At 71.4% G+C, this 18295-nt stretch carries 15 protein-coding genes; 3 read left to right on the top strand and 12 right to left on the bottom strand.

Annotated features, from left to right (window positions below):
- Positions 1 to 80: 80 nt before the first annotated feature.
- Entirely contained in the window at positions 81 to 2174 is a 2094-nt protein-coding gene (gene tmk, locus AB0F81_RS02835; RefSeq protein WP_360190003.1) for a dTMP kinase, read from the bottom strand.
- 207 nt (positions 2175 to 2381) lie between these two features.
- Between tmk and AB0F81_RS02830 the strand changes: the two genes are divergently transcribed.
- A complete protein-coding gene (locus AB0F81_RS02830) occupies positions 2382 to 3587 on the top strand; it encodes an amino acid deaminase/aldolase (protein WP_360189859.1) in 1206 nt (401 codons plus the stop codon).
- Between the two features lie 4 nt (positions 3588 to 3591).
- On the opposite strand, the gene AB0F81_RS02825 is transcribed toward AB0F81_RS02830, so the two are convergent.
- Positions 3592 to 4221 (bottom strand): TetR family transcriptional regulator, encoded by a 630-nt coding sequence (locus AB0F81_RS02825; RefSeq protein ID WP_360189856.1) that lies wholly within the window; start codon positions 4219 to 4221, stop codon positions 3592 to 3594.
- A 156-nt stretch (positions 4222 to 4377) separates the two neighbouring features.
- Here AB0F81_RS02825 and AB0F81_RS02820 point away from each other — a divergent pair, with 156 nt between their 5' ends.
- Positions 4378 to 5676 (top strand): D-arabinono-1,4-lactone oxidase, encoded by a 1299-nt coding sequence (locus AB0F81_RS02820; protein ID WP_360189853.1) that lies wholly within the window; start codon positions 4378 to 4380, stop codon positions 5674 to 5676.
- An 8-nt stretch (positions 5677 to 5684) separates the two neighbouring features.
- Here the strand turns inward: AB0F81_RS02820 and topA are convergent, their stop codons facing one another.
- The 6 genes from topA to AB0F81_RS02790 all read right to left on the bottom strand — a co-directional run bounded on the left by topA (position 5685) and on the right by AB0F81_RS02790 (position 13610).
- A complete protein-coding gene (gene topA / locus AB0F81_RS02815; protein WP_360189850.1) occupies positions 5685 to 8501 on the bottom strand; it encodes a type I DNA topoisomerase in 2817 nt (938 codons plus the stop codon).
- 199 nt (positions 8502 to 8700) lie between these two features.
- Positions 8701 to 9366: a hypothetical protein gene (locus AB0F81_RS02810; RefSeq protein ID WP_360189848.1), complete on the bottom strand. Its 666-nt coding sequence runs from the start codon at positions 9364 to 9366 to the stop codon at positions 8701 to 8703.
- 58 nt (positions 9367 to 9424) lie between these two features.
- Positions 9425 to 9955, bottom strand: coding sequence for a hypothetical protein (locus AB0F81_RS02805; protein ID WP_360189845.1), 531 nt, complete (start codon positions 9953 to 9955; stop codon positions 9425 to 9427).
- Positions 9956 to 10063: 108 nt separating this feature from the next.
- On the bottom strand, positions 10064 to 12478 hold the full coding sequence (locus AB0F81_RS02800; protein WP_360189843.1) for a sodium-translocating pyrophosphatase: 2415 nt from the start codon (positions 12476 to 12478) through the stop codon (positions 10064 to 10066).
- 338 nt (positions 12479 to 12816) lie between these two features.
- Positions 12817 to 13257 (bottom strand): ATP-binding protein, encoded by a 441-nt coding sequence (locus tag AB0F81_RS02795; RefSeq protein ID WP_360189840.1) that lies wholly within the window; start codon positions 13255 to 13257, stop codon positions 12817 to 12819.
- Positions 13254 to 13610, bottom strand: coding sequence for an STAS domain-containing protein (locus AB0F81_RS02790; protein WP_196417014.1), 357 nt, complete (start codon positions 13608 to 13610; stop codon positions 13254 to 13256). Before AB0F81_RS02790 ends, AB0F81_RS02795 begins: the two co-directional genes overlap by 4 nt.
- A gap of 111 nt (positions 13611 to 13721) precedes the next feature.
- Here AB0F81_RS02790 and AB0F81_RS02785 point away from each other — a divergent pair, with 111 nt between their 5' ends.
- A complete protein-coding gene (locus AB0F81_RS02785; protein ID WP_360189837.1) occupies positions 13722 to 16256 on the top strand; it encodes a DEAD/DEAH box helicase in 2535 nt (844 codons plus the stop codon).
- Here AB0F81_RS02785 and AB0F81_RS02780 read toward each other — a convergent pair.
- The 4 genes from AB0F81_RS02780 to AB0F81_RS02765 all read right to left on the bottom strand — a co-directional run bounded on the left by AB0F81_RS02780 (position 16234) and on the right by AB0F81_RS02765 (position 17982).
- A complete protein-coding gene (locus AB0F81_RS02780; RefSeq protein ID WP_360189835.1) occupies positions 16234 to 16566 on the bottom strand; it encodes an Rv3654c family TadE-like protein in 333 nt (110 codons plus the stop codon). The two genes, AB0F81_RS02785 and AB0F81_RS02780, sit on opposite strands and share 23 nt — an antisense overlap.
- Before the next feature lie 252 nt (positions 16567 to 16818).
- Positions 16819 to 17178 (bottom strand): TadE family type IV pilus minor pilin, encoded by a 360-nt coding sequence (locus AB0F81_RS02775; RefSeq protein ID WP_360189832.1) that lies wholly within the window; start codon positions 17176 to 17178, stop codon positions 16819 to 16821.
- Positions 17175 to 17303 (bottom strand): DUF4244 domain-containing protein, encoded by a 129-nt coding sequence (locus AB0F81_RS02770; RefSeq protein WP_360190000.1) that lies wholly within the window; start codon positions 17301 to 17303, stop codon positions 17175 to 17177. The genes AB0F81_RS02775 and AB0F81_RS02770 overlap by 4 nt, the downstream gene beginning before the upstream one ends.
- Positions 17304 to 17418: 115 nt before the next feature.
- Positions 17419 to 17982 carry a type II secretion system F family protein gene (locus AB0F81_RS02765; protein ID WP_360189997.1) on the bottom strand — a complete coding sequence of 188 codons (564 nt, stop codon included), beginning with the start codon at positions 17980 to 17982 and terminating at the stop codon, positions 17419 to 17421.
- Positions 17983 to 18295 lie beyond the last annotated feature (313 nt).

Genomic DNA, 18295 nt, shown 5'->3' with positions numbered 1-18295 from the left:
ACGGCCGGACAACGACGGCCGGACAACGACGGCCGGACAGCAACGACCGGACAGCAACGGCGCCGACAAAGACAATGCGGCTACGACCGCCGGCGGGCCTCTTCGTCCTCGACGCCGAAGACTTCGGCCATCTCCTCAAGCGGAGGCGGCGGCTCCTGCGGCGCGTCAGCAGGGACCGGATGTGCCGCATCCGACGCGCTGAGCAGCCCGGCGAGCCGCTCGGTCACCGCCGCGGCGATCTCCTCGACCGGCCGCGCCGCGTCCAGCACCAGATAGCGCTTGGGGTCGGCAGCGGCGAGGTCGAGGAACGCGTAGCGGACCCGCTCGTGGAAGGTGCGGGATTCGCTCTCCAGCCGGTCGGTGCCCTCACCGCGGGAGTCGACCCGGGTCAGGCCCACGTTCGGGTCCACGTCGAGCAGCACCACCAGGTCGGGCTTGAGACCGCCGGTGGCCCAGGCGGAGAGCCAGGAGACCTCCTGGACCGGCAGGGTGCGCCCGGCACCCTGGTACGCGAGCGACGAGTCCACATACCGATCGCTGATGACCACGGCGCCCCGGGCGAGGGCGGGCCGGACCACGGTCGCCACGTGGTGGGCGCGGTCGGCCGCGTACAGCAGGGCCTCGGCGCGCGGTGACGGTGCGTCGCCCTTGTCGAGCACCAGGCCGCGGATGCGGGAGCCGACCGGGGTCGCGCCGGGTTCCCGGGTGACCACCACGTCGCGGCCTTCCGCCTGCAGCGCCTCGGCGAGCCGGGTGACCTGGGTCGACTTGCCGGCGCCTTCGCCGCCTTCGAAGACCACGAAGACCCCGGACCGGGCGAAGGACTCGGCCGGCGAGAGCGGACGGCCGCGCAGCGAGCCCCACAGGTCGGCCAGCACCGGTACGCCACGCTTGTCGTCCATCTGCCGGAACGAGCCGATGCCGACCCAGATCCCGACCGCGCCCGCCACCAGCAGCAGCACGCGGGTGGACGACACGTCGAAGCCGACCGGCCCGAGTTCGACCCGCCGGGAGCTGCCGAGCCCGACCAGGAAGCCGGAGAGCGTGATGGCCAGCAGCAGCACCATCCGCACGCCGATCTGCACGACGGCGAAGACCCGCCCACGGAGCTCGTCGGCGATCTCCCCGTAGAGCAGGGTGGTGCCGGCCAGGAACGCCATGCCGGCGCCGGCACCGACCAGCAGAGCGCCGACCAGCGCCATGGAGAGGTGGAAGGCGAAGCCGAGGAACATCACCGAGCCGCTGGCGAGCACGATGCTCATGCCGAACCAGCGGCGCCGGGAAAGGTCTTTCACGATCATCGGGCCGAGCCCGATGCCGAACGCCAGGCCCATGAAGATGACGCCGAAGAGCAGCGCGAAGGCCGCCTCACCGGCGCCCAGCGAGATCGCGAAGGTACGGGCCGCGCCGATCACCACGCCGCCGGCGGCGAACGCGCCGAAGATGCCGAGGACCAGCCCGCGTACGAGCGGCGTGCGCCCGATGTACTTCCAGCCCTCCGTGAACTGGCTGGACATGCTCTGTTCGGCGGCCTTGACCCGTTCCGGGCTCTTCTGGCTGATCTCCTTGATCCCGAAGAAGACCACCAGCGCGGTGGCGAGCCGGGCGAGCGCGTTGATGTAGAGCGCCAGCTGGACCGGCTGCGCCCAGTCGGGCAGCGCCACCCCGGACTGCTGGACACCCGCGGTGAGGGCGGAGAGCGCGAGGGCGGCGAGGATCGGCGTGATCCCGTACGTCGTGACCAGCGTCAGCTGGTTGGAGATCTCGATCCGGCTCTTCGGGATGAGGTTCGGGACCGCGGCCTCCTTGGCCGGGATCCAGATCAGCGTGATCGTCTCGCCGAGGAAGGTGGCGATGGTGGCCCAGGCCACGGTCAGCGCGGGCGAGCCGCCGAGCAGCGGCACCAGCGGGATCGAGCCGTAGATCACGAAACGGAGCAGGTCGGTGATGACCATCGTGTAGCGCCGGTCGAACCGGTCGGCGAACACTCCGGCGATCGGGCCGAGCAGCAGCGCGGGCAGCAGTCGTACGGCGATGGTGCCGCCGAACGCCGCACCCTGGGCGGCCGGGTTCTCGAACTGCGCGGAGGCGAACAGCGCGGTGGCCAGCAGACCGATCCAGTCGCCGAAGGAGGCGGCGGCGAGCACCAGCCAGAGCCGCCGGAAGCCCCGCAGGCGCAGGACGGACCGGAGCGCCGCCGCTCCGGAAAGGTCGACGGGCCCCGGGTTCTGTTGCTTGTCCGTGCTGATGGCCCTTACCTCCCGTGGTCACTGCTCGGAGCACTGTAACCGGCCGCCGCAGCTCACCGTGGGTCCCCACGTACGGGTTGACTAGAGATGAATGTCTTTCGCATTGACCGTAGTGCGGGTTACCGTGCTCGCGTGCTCACTGACCGCACTGCCCTGCGCCAGCGGCTCGACAAGGCCACCGACCACCTGGAGACCCCGGTCGCCGCGGTGGACCTGGCCGCTTTCGACGACAACGCCGATCAGCTGACCGCCCGTGCCGCCGGCAAGCCGATCCGGGTCGCCAGCAAGTCGGTGCGCTGCCGCACACTGCTGGAGCGAGTCCTGGCCCGTCCCGGCTGGCGCGGCGTCATGGCGTACACGCTGCCGGAGGCCATCTGGCTGGTCCGCTCCGGTGTGACCGATGACGTGCTGGTCGCGTACCCCACCGCCGACCGCACCGCATTGCGCGAGCTGGCCTCGGACGCCGCGTTGGCGGCGGCGATCACGATCATGGTCGACCATCCGGCCCAGCCGAATCTGGTCGACCAGGTCGTGCCGCCCGACGACCGGCCGGACATCCGGCTCTGCCTCGACTTCGACGCCTCCTGGCGGCCGGCCGGGCCGCTGCACGTCGGCGTGCGCCGCTCGCCGGTGCACTCGGCCGCGCAGGCCGGCGCCCTGGCCCGGATGCTCTCCGCCCGCCCCGGGTTCCGGCTGGCCGGAATGATGTCCTACGAGGCGCACATCGCCGGCGTCGGGGACGATCCCCCCGGCCAGGCGCTGCGCGCCCGGCTGATCCGGCTGATGCAGAGCCGCGCCCTCCCGGAGCTGCTGGAGCGCCGGGCGGCCGCGGTCCGGGCCGTCCGCGAACATGTCGACCTGGAGTTCGTCAACGGCGGCGGCACCGGCAGCGTGGCCGCCACCAGCGCCGACCCGTCCGTCACCGAGGTGACCGCCGGCTCCGGCCTGTACGGCCCGGCGCTGTTCGACTCCTACCGCAGCTGGCGCCCGACCCCGGCCGCGTTCTTCGCGCTCTCGGTCGTCCGCCGCCCGGGGCCGCGGATCGCCACGGTGCTCGGCGGCGGCTGGATCGCCTCCGGCGCCGCCGAGAAGTCCCGGCTGCCCGCGCCCTACCTGCCGGAAGGACTCGAGTTCAAGGCCGACGAGGGCGCCGGCGAGGTGCAGACGCCGCTGCTCGGCGCGGCCGCCGAGCAGTTGCGCCCCGGCGACCGGGTCTGGTTCCGGCACGCCAAGGCCGGCGAGCTGTGTGAGCACGTCAACGAGCTGCAGCTGATCGACGGCGAGACAGCGACGCCGGCCCCCACCTACCGCGGAGAAGGTCGTGCCTTCCTGGGGTGAGCCTTCAGGCGTCGACGTGCCGGTGCAGGTACTCCCGGATCAGCGCCTTCGCCTCGGTCAGCACCGCCTCGTCACCGCCGGGGTCCCGGCGGAACGCCAGCTTGATCAGCGCGTCGGCCGCCTCGACCGAGATCTGCAGCGCGAACCGAAGCCGGACCCGGTCGATCAGCTGGAACTGCTCGACCAGCAGCTCGGCCAGGCGCTCGGCGATGACCGCGTTGTTGTCCCGGTCGGAGTCGAGCAGGTGCAGATCGACCACGTCACCGAAGTGCAGCGTGCGGAAACCCGGGACGCTGCGGTGCATGTGGATGTACGCGTCGATCGCCGCGTCCACCGCGTCCCACCAGTGGGTGAACGTCTCGCTGGCGAACCGGTCGGACAGGCTCTGCAGGTACGCGTCCATGTTGCGCAGTGCGAGGGCCTGGACGATGGCCCGCTTGTCCGGGAAGAACTGGTAGACCGAGCCGATGGCGACCTCGGCCCGTTCCGCCAGCAGGGTGGTGGTCAGGCCCTCATAGCCGACCTCGTCCACCAGCTCGGCGCAGGCGTCGAGCATGCGCTGGACCCGGGCAACGCTTCTGCCCTGCACCGGAACGCGCCTCAGCGGTCCGGTGCTGACGGTTGGTGTCGACACGCGTCGCCACTCCCTCTCAGCAGTGAGATTCACCCACGACGACGAAGGTCGTGAATAAATCTCAGTGATAAATCGAACGTTACTCGGATCAACGAGCGAGGCGCATCGACGGGACGCCAGGTGCTGGTGTCCGCTCGGACGGAGGACAAGGCCGTAATGACTACACCCGTTAACTCGCGTCGCTGGACCAACTGGGGGGGTAATCAGGAGTCCGTGGCGGAGGTGTTGACCCCCGCCACCGTCGACGAGGTGACCGCCCAAGTGAACCACGCCACCGAAACCGGGCGGCGTATCAAGGTGGTCGGCAGCGGGCACTCGTTCACCGCGATCGCCGTCGCTGACGACCAGCGGATGCTGCTGCACCGGCTGAACGGGCTGGTCGCGATCGACGGGCCGCTGGTGACGGTGCAGGCCGGCATGCTGCTGTCCACTCTCAACACGCTGCTCGCCGAGCACGGGCTGGCCATGCCGAACCTGGGCGACATCGACGCGCAGACCGTCTCCGGCGCCATCTCCACCGGCACGCACGGCACCGGCGCCGGCCACTCCACCCTGGCGTCCTGCGTCGAGGCGGTGACCCTGGTGACGGCCGGCGGCAAGGTGGAGCGCTTCACCTCCGACGCGCCGGAGTTCCCGGCCGTCCGGCTCGGCCTGGGCGCGCTGGGCATCCTCGTCGACGTGACGTTGCGCTGCGTGCCGACGTTCACCCTGCTCGCCGACGAGCGGCCGATGTCGCTGCCGGACGTGCTGGCCGGGGTGGGCGAGTGGAACGAGGAGTTCGACCACGTCGAGTTCTTCTGGTACCCGTACACCGACCGGACGTCGCTCAAGCGCAACCGGCGGGTGGCGGCCGACGATCGGCCGCTGTCGCGGTTCCGCGGCTGGCTCGACGACGAGCTGCTGTCCAACACGGTCTGGCACGGTGTCTGCAAGCTTGGCCAGCGGGTCCCGGCCAGCGTTCCGGCGCTCAGCGCCATGGCGGCCCGCGCGCTGAGCGCGCGGACCTACACCGGTCGTTCCGACCGGGTCTTCTGCTCACCCAGGCGGGTCCGGTTCACCGAGATGGAGTACGAGATCCCGCGCGCCGCCCTGCCCGAGGTCCTGCACGCACTGAACCGGATTCTCGAACAGCTGCCGTTCAAGGTGCAGTTCCCGGTCGAGGTCCGCTTCACCGGCCCGGACGACGTGTGGCTGTCGCACGGGTACGGCCGGGACTCCGCCTACATCGCGGTGCACCAGTTCCTCGGCAGCCCCTCCGAGCCCTATTTCCGGGCCTTCGAGGACGTCTGTGCGGCGCTGGGCGGGCGCCCGCACTGGGGGAAGCTGCACTATCGGGACGCGGAGTCACTGCGGCCCGCGTACCCCCGCTTCGACGACTTCCTGGCCGTGCGCGACCGCCTGGACCCGAACCGGGTCTTCACCAACGAATACCTGGATCGGGTCCTGGGAGGCTGAGCGGCTGACTACTCGGCGGCGGTGGTGGCCTTTCGGGGCGCGGCCTTCTTGGCCGGCGCCGCCTTCTTGGCCGCGGTCGTCTTCTTGGCCGCCGCGGTCTTCTTCGCAGCCGTGGCTCGCTTCGCCGGCGCCTTCTTGGCCGGCGTCTCGCCGTCCGCCGCGGCCTTGGCCGGCGCCTTCTTCGCGGCCGTCCGCTTCTTCGGCGCCGGGCCCTTGGCCCGCTTCTCGGCGAGCATCTCGGACGCCTGCTCCAGGGTGAGCTCCTCCGGCGTCTGGTCGCGCCGCAGGGAGGCGTTGTACTCGCCGTCGGTCACATACGGCCCGAACCGGCCGTCCTTGATCACCAGCGGCTTCTCGGTGGCCGGGTCGTTGCCCATCTCGCGCAGCGGCGGCTTGGCGGCCCGGGCCTGCCGGGTCTTCGGCTGGGCCAGCAGGGCGAGCGCCTCGTCCAGCGTCACCGTGAACAGCTGCTCCTCGCTGCCCAGCGACCGGGAGTCGGTGCCGCGGGCGATGTACGGCCCGTAGCGCCCGTTGCGAGCCACGATCTCGTTGCCCTCGGGGTCCTTGCCGACCACCCGGGGCAGCGAGAGCAGCTGCAGCGCCTGCTCCAGCGTGATCGTCTGGGTCGAGTGCGTCTTGAACAGCGACGAGCTGCGCTCACCGCTCTGCACATAGGGCCCGAACCGGCCGGACTTCACCACGACCGGCTCACCGGTGGCGGGGTCGTCGCCCAGGGCCTTGTCGCCGTTGCCGTTGAGGAAGAGCTCCTCGACCTTCTCCGGCGTCAGCTCGTCGGGCGCCAGGCCCTCGGGCACCGAGGCGCGGTCCTCCGGCGACTCCTCGGTCGCGTCCGGCGACTGGCGCTGCAGGTAGGGCCCGAACCGGCCGACCCGCACCACGACCGTGCGGCCCTGCTCGTCGGTGAAGAGCGGGATCGAGTTGACCGTGCGCGCGTCGATCGCGCTCAGGTTCTCGGTGACCATCTTCTTCAGGCCGCCGGCCTTGGCGATCTCGTCGTCCGCCCCGCCGGTCTGGCTGCCGAAGTAGAAGGAGGTGAGGAAGTCCAGCTGGGTGTGGTCGCCGGAGGCGATGTCGTCGAGCTGACCCTCCATCGCGGCGGTGAAGTTGTAGTCCACCAGCCGCGGGTAGTGCCCCTCGAGCAGGCCGATCACGGCGAACGCCAGGAACGACGGGACCATCGCCTGGCCCCGCTTCTCCACGTAACCCCGGTCCTGGATGGTCCGCATGATCGACTCGTACGTGGAGGGCCGGCCGATGCCCAGCTCCTCCAGGGCCTTGACCAGCGACGCCTCGGTGTACCGGGCCGGCGGGGAGGTGTGGTGGCCCACCGCGTTCAGCTCGTCGGCCGTCAGCGGCTGGTCCTTGACCAGGTTGGGCAGGCGGCGCTCGGCGTCCTCGGCCTCGGCGTTCTCGTCGTCGGAGGATTCCACGTAGGCGCGCAGGAAGCCCGGGTCGGTGATGGTCTTGCCGGAGGCGCCGAAGTCAACCTCCTCCTGCGCGGTGGAGATGGCCCGGATCCGGATGCTGACCGAGTTGCCGACCGCGTCGGTCATCTGCGACGCGATGGTGCGGCGCCAGATCAGCTCGTAGAGCTTGAACTCGTCGGTGTTCAGCTCCTTGGCGACCTCACCCGGGGTGCGGAAGTTGTCCCCGGCCGGCCGGATCGCCTCGTGCGCCTCCTGCGCGTTCTTCGCCTTGGTGGTGTAGCGGCGCGGCTGCGGCGGCACGTTGGCCGGACCGTAGAGGTCGGCGATCTGCCGGCGGGCAGCCGCGATGGCCGTCTCGGAGAGGTTCACCGAGTCGGTACGCATATAGGTGATGTAACCGTTCTCGTACAGCTTCTGCGCGGTACGCATCGTCTGCGACGAGGAGAAGCGCAGCTTGCGGGCCGCTTCCTGCTGCAGCGTCGAGGTGATGAACGGCGCGTACGGCCGGCGCCGGTACGGCTTCTCCTCGACCCGGGTGACGGTGAACGGGCGGCCCTCCAGCCGGGCGGCCAGGCCCCGGGCGCCGCTCTCGTCCAGGTGCACCACGGTCGAGCCGGCCTTCACCTGACCGGTGGTCGGCTCGAAGTCCTTACCGGTGGCGACGCGGTCGCCGCCCAGCGCGATCAGGGTGGCCTGGAAGGCACGCGGGCCCTCGACCTTCCCCTGCACGGCGAGCGTGGCCAGGATGTCCCAGTACTCCGCGGAGCGGAACGCCATCCGCTGACGCTCCCGCTCGACCACGATCCGGGTGGCGACGGACTGCACCCGGCCGGCCGACAGCTTCGGGCGCACCTTCTTCCACAGGACCGGGCTGACCTCGTAGCCATAGAGCCGGTCCAGGATGCGGCGGGCCTCCTGCGCGTCGACCAGGTCGCGGTCGATGTCGCGCGGGTTGGAGACGGCGGCCTGGATGGCCGGCTTGGTGATCTCGTGGAACACCATGCGCTTGACCGGCACCTTGGGCTTGATCGTCTCGATCAGGTGCCAGGCGATCGCCTCGCCCTCGCGGTCCTCATCGGTGGCGAGGAAGATCTCGTCGACCTCCCGGGCCAGTTTCCGCAGCTTGGCGATCTGCTGCTTGCGGTCGGCGGAGACCACGTAGAGGGGCTGGAAGCCGTTGTCGACGTTCACACCGAGCTTCGCCCAGGCCTCGCCCTCGTACTCGGCGGGGACGTCGGCGGCGTTGCGCGGCAGGTCACGGACATGGCCGATGGAGGCCTCGACCAGATAGTCGGGGCCCAGGTAACCGGCGATCGTCTTGGCCTTCGACGGGGACTCGACGATGACCAGACGGGTCGTCCTGGTGTCACTCGGCACGGCACTCCCAATTTCGTTGCGATCCTCGGCGCTCTCCGTCTTGCCCGGCGGAGCACAGATGTTCAACGTAACGCGCCGGACGAGCCACCATTCCCGGGGAACCCCGCAGTCGGATGGTAACGGCCCGGCCACCGCACGCGTCCGACCGCGACACCGTACACCGGGAAGACGTTGTTATGTCGGACACAATCAAGGAAGATCACGCAGCTGCGCCGCCGGGCCACACCTCCCGTGGTGCCGCAGGTGGGCGCTCCCCCACCAACTCCGCCAGCCGCCGCAGGCGCCGCCGGCCGGTGATCAGGTAGTAGCGTCCGTCATCCGACAGGCGCCCGGCCAGACCGGCCCGGACCAGCGCGGCTTCCACCGCCGGCGCGTCCTTCTCCGGGTCCAGGCCCAGCGCGTAACCGCCGGGCCGGGGCCCGCCCGCGGCGGCCACCCAGAGACGCAGCCGAGGTCCGCTGAGAAACAGCTGCGCGGCGGCCGCCGGCCAGGCACGGGCCAGACCGTTCAACCTCTGGGAGTACGCCGTACGCACCTCGAAGATCTGTGGGGGCGGTTCCCCGGTCCCCTCCTCGGGTGTGGCGAGGTCGTCATCTCGTACCCCATCGGGGTTTTGCTCGACCGGCGCCCAGGTGGCCGCCAGGCCACGCGCGACCAGCTCGCTGACCAGCACATGCACCCGCCAGGCGGCGTCGACGCACACCGTGACCCGCGCGGTGCCGCCCATCCGGCCGAGCCGGCCCGGGCCGGCGAGCAGGCCGGCGAGGTCGGCGGGTGAGGGCTCGGTGGTCTCGGCTCCGAACATCGACAGCTGGCGGCCGGCCTCCCGGCCCGCCGCACCGCGCTGCTGATGCCTCTTCGCCACCGGGACCGGAGGAGGGAGGACCTCGCGCGGTATCAGCGGCCAGCCGGTCTCGGTCATCTCACTGGCACTCGGGCAACGAGTCGAAGGCCTGTCTCAGCTCGACCGAGTCCAGCTTCGTGGTGTCCAGGCTGCTCTTCTCGTATTCCTCGGTGAGGCGCTCGACGACCTTGCCGACCTCGTCGTAGAAGGTTTTCGCCGGGCTGATGGCCAGGGCCTCGATGCCGCTGCGGGCATGCCCGTAGGCGTCCCGGATGCCGGCCAGCGAGCCGAGGAAGCCGTCGGCGATCGCGTCGCCGTTGGTGACGTCGGGCACGCCGGCCCGCTCGACACCGACCCGGGCCTCCTCGCTCGCCGTCGCCGCACCGTCGAAGAGCCGGGCCAGATTCTCTTTCGCCTGGCCGGGCGTGGTCTTCGTGGTCATCTGCTGCTGGGTGCGGCTGGTGAGCGAATCGATCTCGCTGCGCCATGGGCTCAGCGCGGTGCACACGAGCGCCGCCCAGGCCTGCGGGCCGGGCTGGGCGGAACAGGCGCTCAGGGGCGTGGCGAGCACGAGGACGAGAGCCAGGGAGATCGGTCGGACCGCGCGCATGGGAAGCAGCGTACGACTCCGGTCCGACACTCCACACGCCTCGATCGAGTCAAAGCGGGAGGGCACCCGAATTTCCGGGTGCCCTCCCATCCAGCTCGGACCGTTTCGTCAGCTGACGTTGTCCTTGATCCGGGACGCCTCGGCCTCGCGGGCGTCCTGCGCCGCCTTGGCCGTGTCGGCCGCACCGGCGGCGCTGGCCGCGGCGGGGTCGTCGCCCATCGAGATCGGCTTGCGCTTGCTCCAGATCACCGCGGCGCTGACGATCGCGACCGCGAGGACCGCGACACCGACCCGGGCGCCGACGCTGGCGTCCGTGCCGTAGGTCAGGGTCACGACGGCCGGCGCGATCAGCAGCGAGACCAGGTTCATCACCTTGAGCAGCGGGTTGATCGCCGGGCCGGCGGTGTCCTTGAACGGGTCACCGACGGTGTCGCCGATGACCGTGGCGGCGTGCGCCTCGGAGCCCTTGCCACCGAAGGAGCCGTCCTCCACCAGCTTCTTCGCGTTGTCCCACGCGCCGCCGGAGTTGGACAGGAAGACCGCCATCAGGGTGCCGGTGCCGATCGCACCGGCCAGGTACGCCGCGAGCGCGCCCGGGCCCAGCCCGAAGCCCACCGCGATCGGCGCCATGATCGCCAGCAGACCGGGGGTGAGCAGCTCACGCTGCGCGTCCCGGGTGCAGATGTCGACGACCCGGCCGTACTCGGGACGCTGGGTGCCGTCCATGATGCCGGGGAAGTCGCGGAACTGGCGCCGGACCTCCATCACCACGGCGCCCGCCGACCGGGAGACCGCGTTGATCGCCAGGCCGGAGAAGAGGAACACCACGGCCGCACCGATCAGCAGGCCGACCAGGGCGCGCGGGTTCGAGATGTTGAGCTGGGCCAGGATCTCGGCCCCGACGTCGGTCACCCCGGCGTCGAGCATCGAGCTGGCCAGGCTGTTGGTGTACGAGCCGAACAGCGCCGTCGCCGCGAGGACCGCGGTGGCGATCGCGATGCCCTTGGTGATCGCCTTCGTGGTGTTGCCGACGGCGTCGAGCTCGGTGAGGATCTGCGCCCCGCGCTCGTCGATGTCGCCGGACATCTCGGCGATGCCCTGCGCGTTGTCCGAGATCGGGCCGAAGGTGTCCATCGCCACGATGACCCCGACCGTGGTCAGCAGGCCGGTACCGGCCAGCGCGACCGCGAACAGCGACAGGGTGAGCGAGGAGCCGCCGAGCAGGAAGGCGCCGAAGACGCCGGCGCCGAGCAGCAGCGCCGAGTAGACCGCCGATTCCAGGCCGACGCTGATGCCGGCCAGGATCACCGTGGCCGGACCGGTCTGCGACGACTTGCCGATGTCCTGCACCGGGCGCCGGTTGGTCTCGGTGAAGTAGCCGGTCAGCGCCTGGATGGCGGCGGCCAGCACGATGCCGATCACGACCGCGCCGATCGCCACCAGCTGCGGGTTCCGGTCGCTGGCCAGGATGTCCTCGGCGATGCCGGTGTCGCCGAAGCCGGCGAAGGTGTCCGGCAGGTAGAGGAAGCTGACCGCGGCGACGGCGATCGCGGCGAGCGCGGCCGAGATGTAGAAGGCCCGGTTGATCGCGGTCAGGCCGTTACGGTCGCTGGCCCGCAGCCGGGTGATGAAGACACCGACGATCGCGATGACCACACCGATCGTGGAGACGATCAGCGGGAAGATCAGGCCGTCCTGGCCGAACGCCGCCGAGCCCAGGATCAGCGCGGCGACCAGGGTGACCGCGTACGACTCGAAGAGGTCGGCCGCCATGCCGGCACAGTCACCGACGTTGTCGCCCACGTTGTCCGCGATGGTGGCGGCGTTGCGCGGGTCGTCCTCGGGGATGCCCTGCTCCACCTTGCCGACCAGGTCGGCGCCGACGTCCGCGGCCTTGGTGAAGATGCCGCCGCCGACCCGCATGAACATGGCGAGCAGCGCGGCGCCGAAGCCGAAGCCCTCCAGCACGGTCGGCGCGTCGCTCCGGAAGATCAAGACGACCAGTGCGCCACCGAACAGGCCCAGGCCGACGGTGAGGAAGCCGACCACGCCACCGGTACGGAAGGCGATGCCCATCGCCTTCTCCCGGCCGCCGGGCTCGCCGGCCGCCGCGGCCACCCGCAGGTTGGCGCGGGTCGCCAGCGCCATCCCGGCGCCGCCGATGAACGAGCTGAAGATCGCGCCGACGATGAAGAAGAGCGACCGGCCGATCTTCACCCAGGTCTCGTTATCGGTCTCGTGCACCGGCAACAGGAACAGCAGGACGACCGCGATCACGACGAAGATCGCCAAGGTCCTGAACTGGCGGATCAGGTAGGCCGAGGCGCCCTCCTGCACGGCGCCGGCGATCTCCTGCATCTTCGGTGTGCCACGCGCGGTACGCAGCACGGATTGGACGAACATCGCGGCGAAGCCGAGCGCCACCAGGGCGAATGCCAGCGCGACGATGACGAATGTGACGTTTTCTCCGCTGAGGGACACTCCACCGCCCTCGGCGGCGAGGTTTATCGAGGTCCCGGACATCAATGTCCTCCTGTACACCGAACGCACCCGGAAGACGGACGAGACCCTCCGGGCGCCTCCCCGGGGAGCCGGGGAATGACCGACCAGACCCGCGGGCGCGGGACCAGCAGTAGCTGACAACTCGCGTACTGTATAGGTCCCACGTGGCGATCGTCACACGTGCCACCGGCCGTGTCGCGGTGATGTTCACCGCTGTGTTAGCGACATGGCGAGCGGGTATAGGGCGCGGTTGATCTCCCGCCGCAGGTCGGCGGGCATGCCAGGTCCAGTTTGGTGGTATCTCAGTGGATCTACGCCGGATTCACGGCGGATTCCCGCTTAAGGGGAAATCGCCGCCCTCAGCGGCGGCTGACCGGCCAGATCATCCGGACCTCGGTGCCCGGGCCGTCCTCCACCGGGCGCACCTGAAGGTCGTCGACAAAACCGGCGAGCAGCGCGAAACCGACACCGGTGGTGAGCGCCTCGTCGGTCAGTGACTCGTCGGCGAGTTCGTCCGGCGGCAGTTTCGCCAGGCCCACACTCGCCTCGATCGGGGCATGGTCGATGACCCGGACGGTGTACGAGTCCGAGTCGGACATCTCCACGGTGACCAGGTCGGCGAGGCCGTACTGGCGGTGCAGGGCGACCGCGCGGGTGCATGCCTCGCCGATCGCCAGCCGCACCTCGTCGAGCAACTCCTCGGCGACCCCCGCACGTCGGGCAACCGCGACACCGACGAGCCGGGCGGTGCGCACGTGCACCGGCGCCGGCGAGAAGGAGAGCCGAACAGTCGCCATCACGAAGCGGGACCGCTGCCGTCGCGTTCGGTGGCCGCCTCAACCGTCGGGAAGATCGGGAAAACCTGGTCCAGCGCGGTGATCCGGAAAATCTTGAGCAGCGGCTCCTTGGCGCAGACGAGACCGAAGGTCCCCTGCGCGGTGCGCAGCCGCTTCAGCGCGCCGACGAGCACGCCGAGCCCGGTCGAGTCGAGGAACTCGACCCGCTCCAGATCGACGACGACGTCACGGGCACCCGCGTCCACCAGCTCGATGAGACGCTCGCGCAGCCGGGGGGCGGTGTAGACATCCACCTCTCCACCGACCTCGAGCACGGTGTGCTCGGCGACGGTCCGGGTCGCCAGCGACAGCTCCATCGGTCCTCCTCCCTGATCTCCCCCCGCGAAATCTAACCACCGACGGGTACCGCGCGACGCGTGGCACCCACCGTCCTACCCGTTTGAGGTTCGGGGCATACCGGTGTCACAGTGCAATGCGTGACGTTCACCGCCATCGGTCCTGCTGAGCTGCTTCATCGGCTGCAGGCCCGCGGATCCGCGGCGGCGGTGTCCCCGATCACACACATCGAGCGGATGCCCGCCAGGGCCGGGCGTGCGGCGCCGTGGCCCACGTGGACCGACCCCGCCGTGCGCGACGCCTTCATCGCACAGGGGATCGCCGCGCCGTGGGAGCATCAAGCGGCGGCCGCCACCCTCGCCTGGGAGGGCACGCACGTCGTGCTGGCCACCGGCACCGCATCGGGAAAATCCCTCGCGTACCAGCTGCCCGCGCTCAATGCGCTCGCCAGGGACCCTAAGGCGACAGTGCTGTATCTGTCACCCACCAAGGCACTCGCGGCGGATCAGTTGCGGGGAATTGTCCGGCTTGGGGTGGACAGGGTACGGCCTGCGACGTACGACGGGGACACCCCGCGCGAGGAACGCGAGTGGGTCCGGCAGCATGCGCGGTTCATCCTGACCAACCCCGACATGCTGCATCACTCGATGCTGCCCGGGCACGCTCGCTGGGGGGTCTTTCTCCGCAGGCTGTCGTACGTGGTGGTGGACGAGTGCCACACCTATCGCGGGGTGTTCGGCTCCCATGTGGCGCACGTCCTGCGACGGCTGCGCCGGGCCGCGGCCCGGTACGGCAGCTCGCCCACCTTCGTGCTGGCCTCGGCCACCTCGGGCGATCCGGCGGGGACGGCGTCCCGCCTGGTCGGTCTACCGGTGACGGCGGTGACCGAGGACGCCTCGCCTCGGGGAGCGGTGACGTTCGCGCTGTGGGAGCCGCCCCTCCTGCCGGCGTCGACGTTGTCCCTGCCGTCAGCGTCGACCCTGCCCTCAGCGTCGTCCTTGCCGCCGACGCCGTCCCTGCCGTCAGCGTCGGCCCTGCCGTCGGCGTTGTCCCTGCCCAAGCAGCCCAGCCGGGCTGACGCCGCACCCGTCGCTGCGGACCTGGCCGGCTCTGATCCCGCCGTCGCTTCAGCTGACTCGGATCCTGCCGCCTTCGGGGATTTCGTGGATGTCGAGCTGCCGCCGATCCGGCGGTCGGCGCTGCGGGAGACCGCCGATCTGCTCGCCGACGCGGTGGCGGCCGGCACCCGGACCCTCGCTTTCGTCCGGTCCCGGCGGGGCGCCGAGGTCGTCGCCACGATGACCCGGCGCGCCCTGGACGAGGCGGTGCCCGGGCTCGGCGAGCGGGTGGCCGCCTACCGGGCCGGCTACCTGCGGGAGGACCGCCGGGCGATCGAACGTGCCCTGCTCTCCGGCGAACTACTCGCCCTGGCCTCCACCAACGCTCTCGAACTCGGCGTCGACCTGGTCGGCCTGGACGCCGTCCTGATCTGCGGTTATCCGGGCACCAGGGCCTCGCTCTGGCAGCAGGCGGGCCGCGCCGGGCGAGCCGGCGGCGAGGCGCTGGCCGTGCTGATCGCCCGGGACGATCCGCTGGACACCTACCTGGTGCATCATCCCGAAGCGGTCTTCGGCCGCCCGGTCGAGGCGACCGTGCTGGACCCCTCGAACCCGTATGTCCTCGGCCCGCAACTCTGCTGCGCCGCCTCGGAGGCCCCGCTCACCCAGGCTGATCTCGACCTGTTCGGCGGCCCGGAGGCGGCCGCCGCCGTCCGGGCGCTGACCGAGGAGGGCGCGCTGCGCCGCCGGCCGTCCGGCTGGTACTGGACGCATCGCGGCCGTCCCGAGGTGGACCTGCGCGGCACCGGCGGCAGCCCGGTCGCGGTCGTCGAGTCCTCCACCGGCCGGCTGCTCGGCACGGTCGACCCCGGCTCGTCGCACGTCATGCTGCACGCCGGTGCGGTCTACCTGCATCAGGGCGTCTCCTACGTGGTCGACGAACTGGACCTGGAGGACGGCGTCGCGCTGGTCCACCAGGAGGAGCCGGACTGGTCCACCCACGCCCGCGATGTGACAAACCTCTCAGTGGTCAGCGTCAGCTCGTACGTGGACGCCGGACCGGTCGGGCTCTTCTTCGGCGAGGTGGACGTCACCAACCAGGTCGTCTCCTATCAGCGGCGGCGGATCAGCACCGGCGAGGTCATCGACACCCGGCCGCTGGATCTGCCGGTCCGCGAGCTGCGGACCATGGCCGTCTGGTTCACCGTCTCGCCGGACGCCCTGGTCGCCGCCGGAGTGGAGCCCGCCGATTTCCCCGGCGCCCTGCATGCCGCCGAGCACGCCGGCATCGGTCTGCTGCCGCTGATCGCCACCTGCGACCGGTGGGACATCGGCGGCCTGTCCACGGCCAACCACGCGGACACCGAGGCCCCCACGGTCTTCGTCTACGACGGGCACCCCGGCGGCGCCGGTTTCGCCGAGCGCGCCTACAACACCGCCGCCGAGTGGCTGACCGCCACCCGCGAAGCGATCGCCGCGTGCGTGTGCGAGGCCGGGTGCCCGTCCTGCGTGCAGTCCCCCAAATGCGGCAACGGCAACAACCCGCTGAACAAGGCGGACGCGGTGAAGGTCCTGGACACCGTCCTCACGGCCCTCCCGCCACAGTGACGGCGTCGGCGGAGACCGGTCCGGCCCGGGCGGCCGCCTCGGCAACGCCGGAGACGCCGGGCAGGGGGTTCACGGCGACCTCGACCCGGATCACGATCTCCAGTCCGGACACCGTGCACCTGGTCATCCGGGCGCCGTTCGCGGCCGCATATCGGGCGGCCTGGGCGCAGGCCGCGCCCTCACCCTCGATCGCCCGCTGCGCGCCCGCCAGAGCGCCCAGATCGGCGGCGTTGCGCACTTGATGCCGGGCCACCCGGGCGGATCCCACCGCCGCACCGGCCAGGCCCAGCGCCACCAGAACCAACCCCACCCCCAACACGAAGATCGAGGCCGCCCCGCGGTCGCTCCCAGCGCCACGCCTTCCGGCGGAGCCGCGAACCACCCCGCGATCGCTGCGGCCGCTCACAGCGGCACGCTTCCGGTTGAGCCGCCAACCAGCCCGTAGGCGCTGCGGGCGGTCACAGCGGCACGCTTCCGGGCCAACCAGCCCGTAGGCGCTGCGGGCGGTCACAGCGGCACCTTTCCGGTTGAGCCGCCAACCAGCCCCGGGCGCTGCGGGCGGTCACAGCGGCACGCTTTCCGGTTCGCGGGCGGCGACGGCTCTGGCCTCGACCGTGATCCCGGGGATTCGGCCGCCGAGGAACGGCACTCTGGCCGACACCACGGCCGTGACCTGCTCGCCGTTCCTGGAGACGGTGATGTCCGCGCCGTCCGGGGCCGTCGCCCGGGCCGCCGACGTGGGCTCACCGCGCGCGACCGCCAGGGCGGCTTCCCGGGCCGCGTCCAGGCACTGCGCCCGGGTCAGCACGCCCGCGACCGCCCCGACCCCGGCCAGGAACAACAGCATGAGCGCCGGCAGCCCGGCCGCGAGCTCGGCGGTGAACGCTCCCCGGTCCCGGCCGGGCCACCGGCGCCGTGTCACTTCAGCGCCCGGCCGATGATGCCGGCGAGTGCCGAGGACACGCTGCCGCTCGACACGACCTTGAGCAGCACCCCGGCGAAGGCGACCGCGGCGAGCGTGCCGACGGCGTACTCGGCGGTGCTCATCCCGGCATCGGCGGCCTCAGCCTGGAGCCGCCGGAAGTTGGCGATGAGTTTGTGCACTTTGTTCCTCCTCAGGTGGGGCGGTGCGGGAAGCCGTCGAGCCCGCACCACCGGGTTCTCACAGGACGTCGCCGAGAACGGCGACCAGCACCGGCACCAGACCGGCGAGCAGGAAGGCCGGCAGAAAGCACAGGCCGAGGGGCAGAACGATGAGGACGCCGGCCCGTTGAGCGGCGGCCTCGGCCGCGACCGAACGGTCCGAGCGCAGATCTCCGGCGAGGCGTTCCAGCGCACCGGCGAGGGCGCCGCCGGAGGCGTGCGACCGGACGGCAGCCGCGACGAGCCGCTCCGCTCCGGTCACGTCGGCGAGGTGACCCCACGCCTCGGTCGGTCCGGCGCCGAGCCGCACCGAGCGGGCCACACGCTGCAGCCGGGAGCCCAGCGGACCGCCGAGGGCGTCGGCAACCGCTCCGGCCGCCCGGTCCACCGGCGCGCCGGCACGCAGCGCGGCCGCCAGCAGGTCCGCGGCCAGAGGCAGGTCGGCCAGCGCACGCAGGCGCTCCCGCCGGACCTCAGCCGGCTCCCGGCGCCGCAGGAAGCGCTCCGCACCGATCCCCGCGGCCAGGCCCACGGCGAGGCCCCACCAGGTTCCGATGAATCCGGCGACGGCCAGGCCGGCCATCGCCGACAGCAGCAGTCGGGTACGGCGGTCGGTGGCCCGGCTCGTCGCAACGCCCGAGTCCCGGCGGACCCGCGAGAGCCGCCGCCCGGCGGGCTTCCGGCCTTGCAGAGGCACCGCGAGCAGAACAGCGGCCAGCGCCGTGCAGAAGGTGACGATGAACGCCGCCATCAGCACGCACCGCCCGACGACGCCGTTGCGCCGGCCACGCCGGGCGGTCCACCCCGCGCCGCACCACTACCACCGAGGAGCGCCGGGCGGGACCGCCGCGCAGGACCAGCAACATCCGCCGCACGGGACGGCCGCGCAGGACCAG

Origin of the sequence: Actinoplanes sp. NPDC024001 (assembly GCF_040638955.1) — a bacterium.
Classification (GTDB): Bacteria; Actinomycetota; Actinomycetes; order Mycobacteriales; family Micromonosporaceae; genus Actinoplanes.
Note: the sequence above shows the minus strand (reverse complement) of the source record. Positions and strands in the feature narration are given on the sequence as shown.

Bases quoted from the DNA above. Each gene is read 5' to 3' on its own strand.
- AB0F81_RS02820 (WP_360189853.1), top strand. From the start codon at position 4,378: ATGACTACACCCGTTAACTCGCGTCGCTGGACCAACTGGGGGGGTAAT.
- AB0F81_RS02805 (WP_360189845.1), bottom strand. From the start codon at position 9,955: ATGCGCGCGGTCCGACCGATCTCCCTGGCTCTCGTCCTCGTGCTCGCC.
- AB0F81_RS02800 (WP_360189843.1), bottom strand. From the start codon at position 12,478: ATGTCCGGGACCTCGATAAACCTCGCCGCCGAGGGCGGTGGAGTGTCC.
- AB0F81_RS02790 (WP_196417014.1), bottom strand. From the start codon at position 13,610: ATGGAGCTGTCGCTGGCGACCCGGACCGTCGCCGAGCACACCGTGCTC.
- AB0F81_RS02770 (WP_360190000.1), bottom strand. From the start codon at position 17,303: ATGAGCACCGCCGAGTACGCCGTCGGCACGCTCGCCGCGGTCGCCTTC.
- AB0F81_RS02765 (WP_360189997.1), bottom strand. From the start codon at position 17,982: ATGGCCGGCCTGGCCGTCGCCGGATTCATCGGAACCTGGTGGGGCCTC.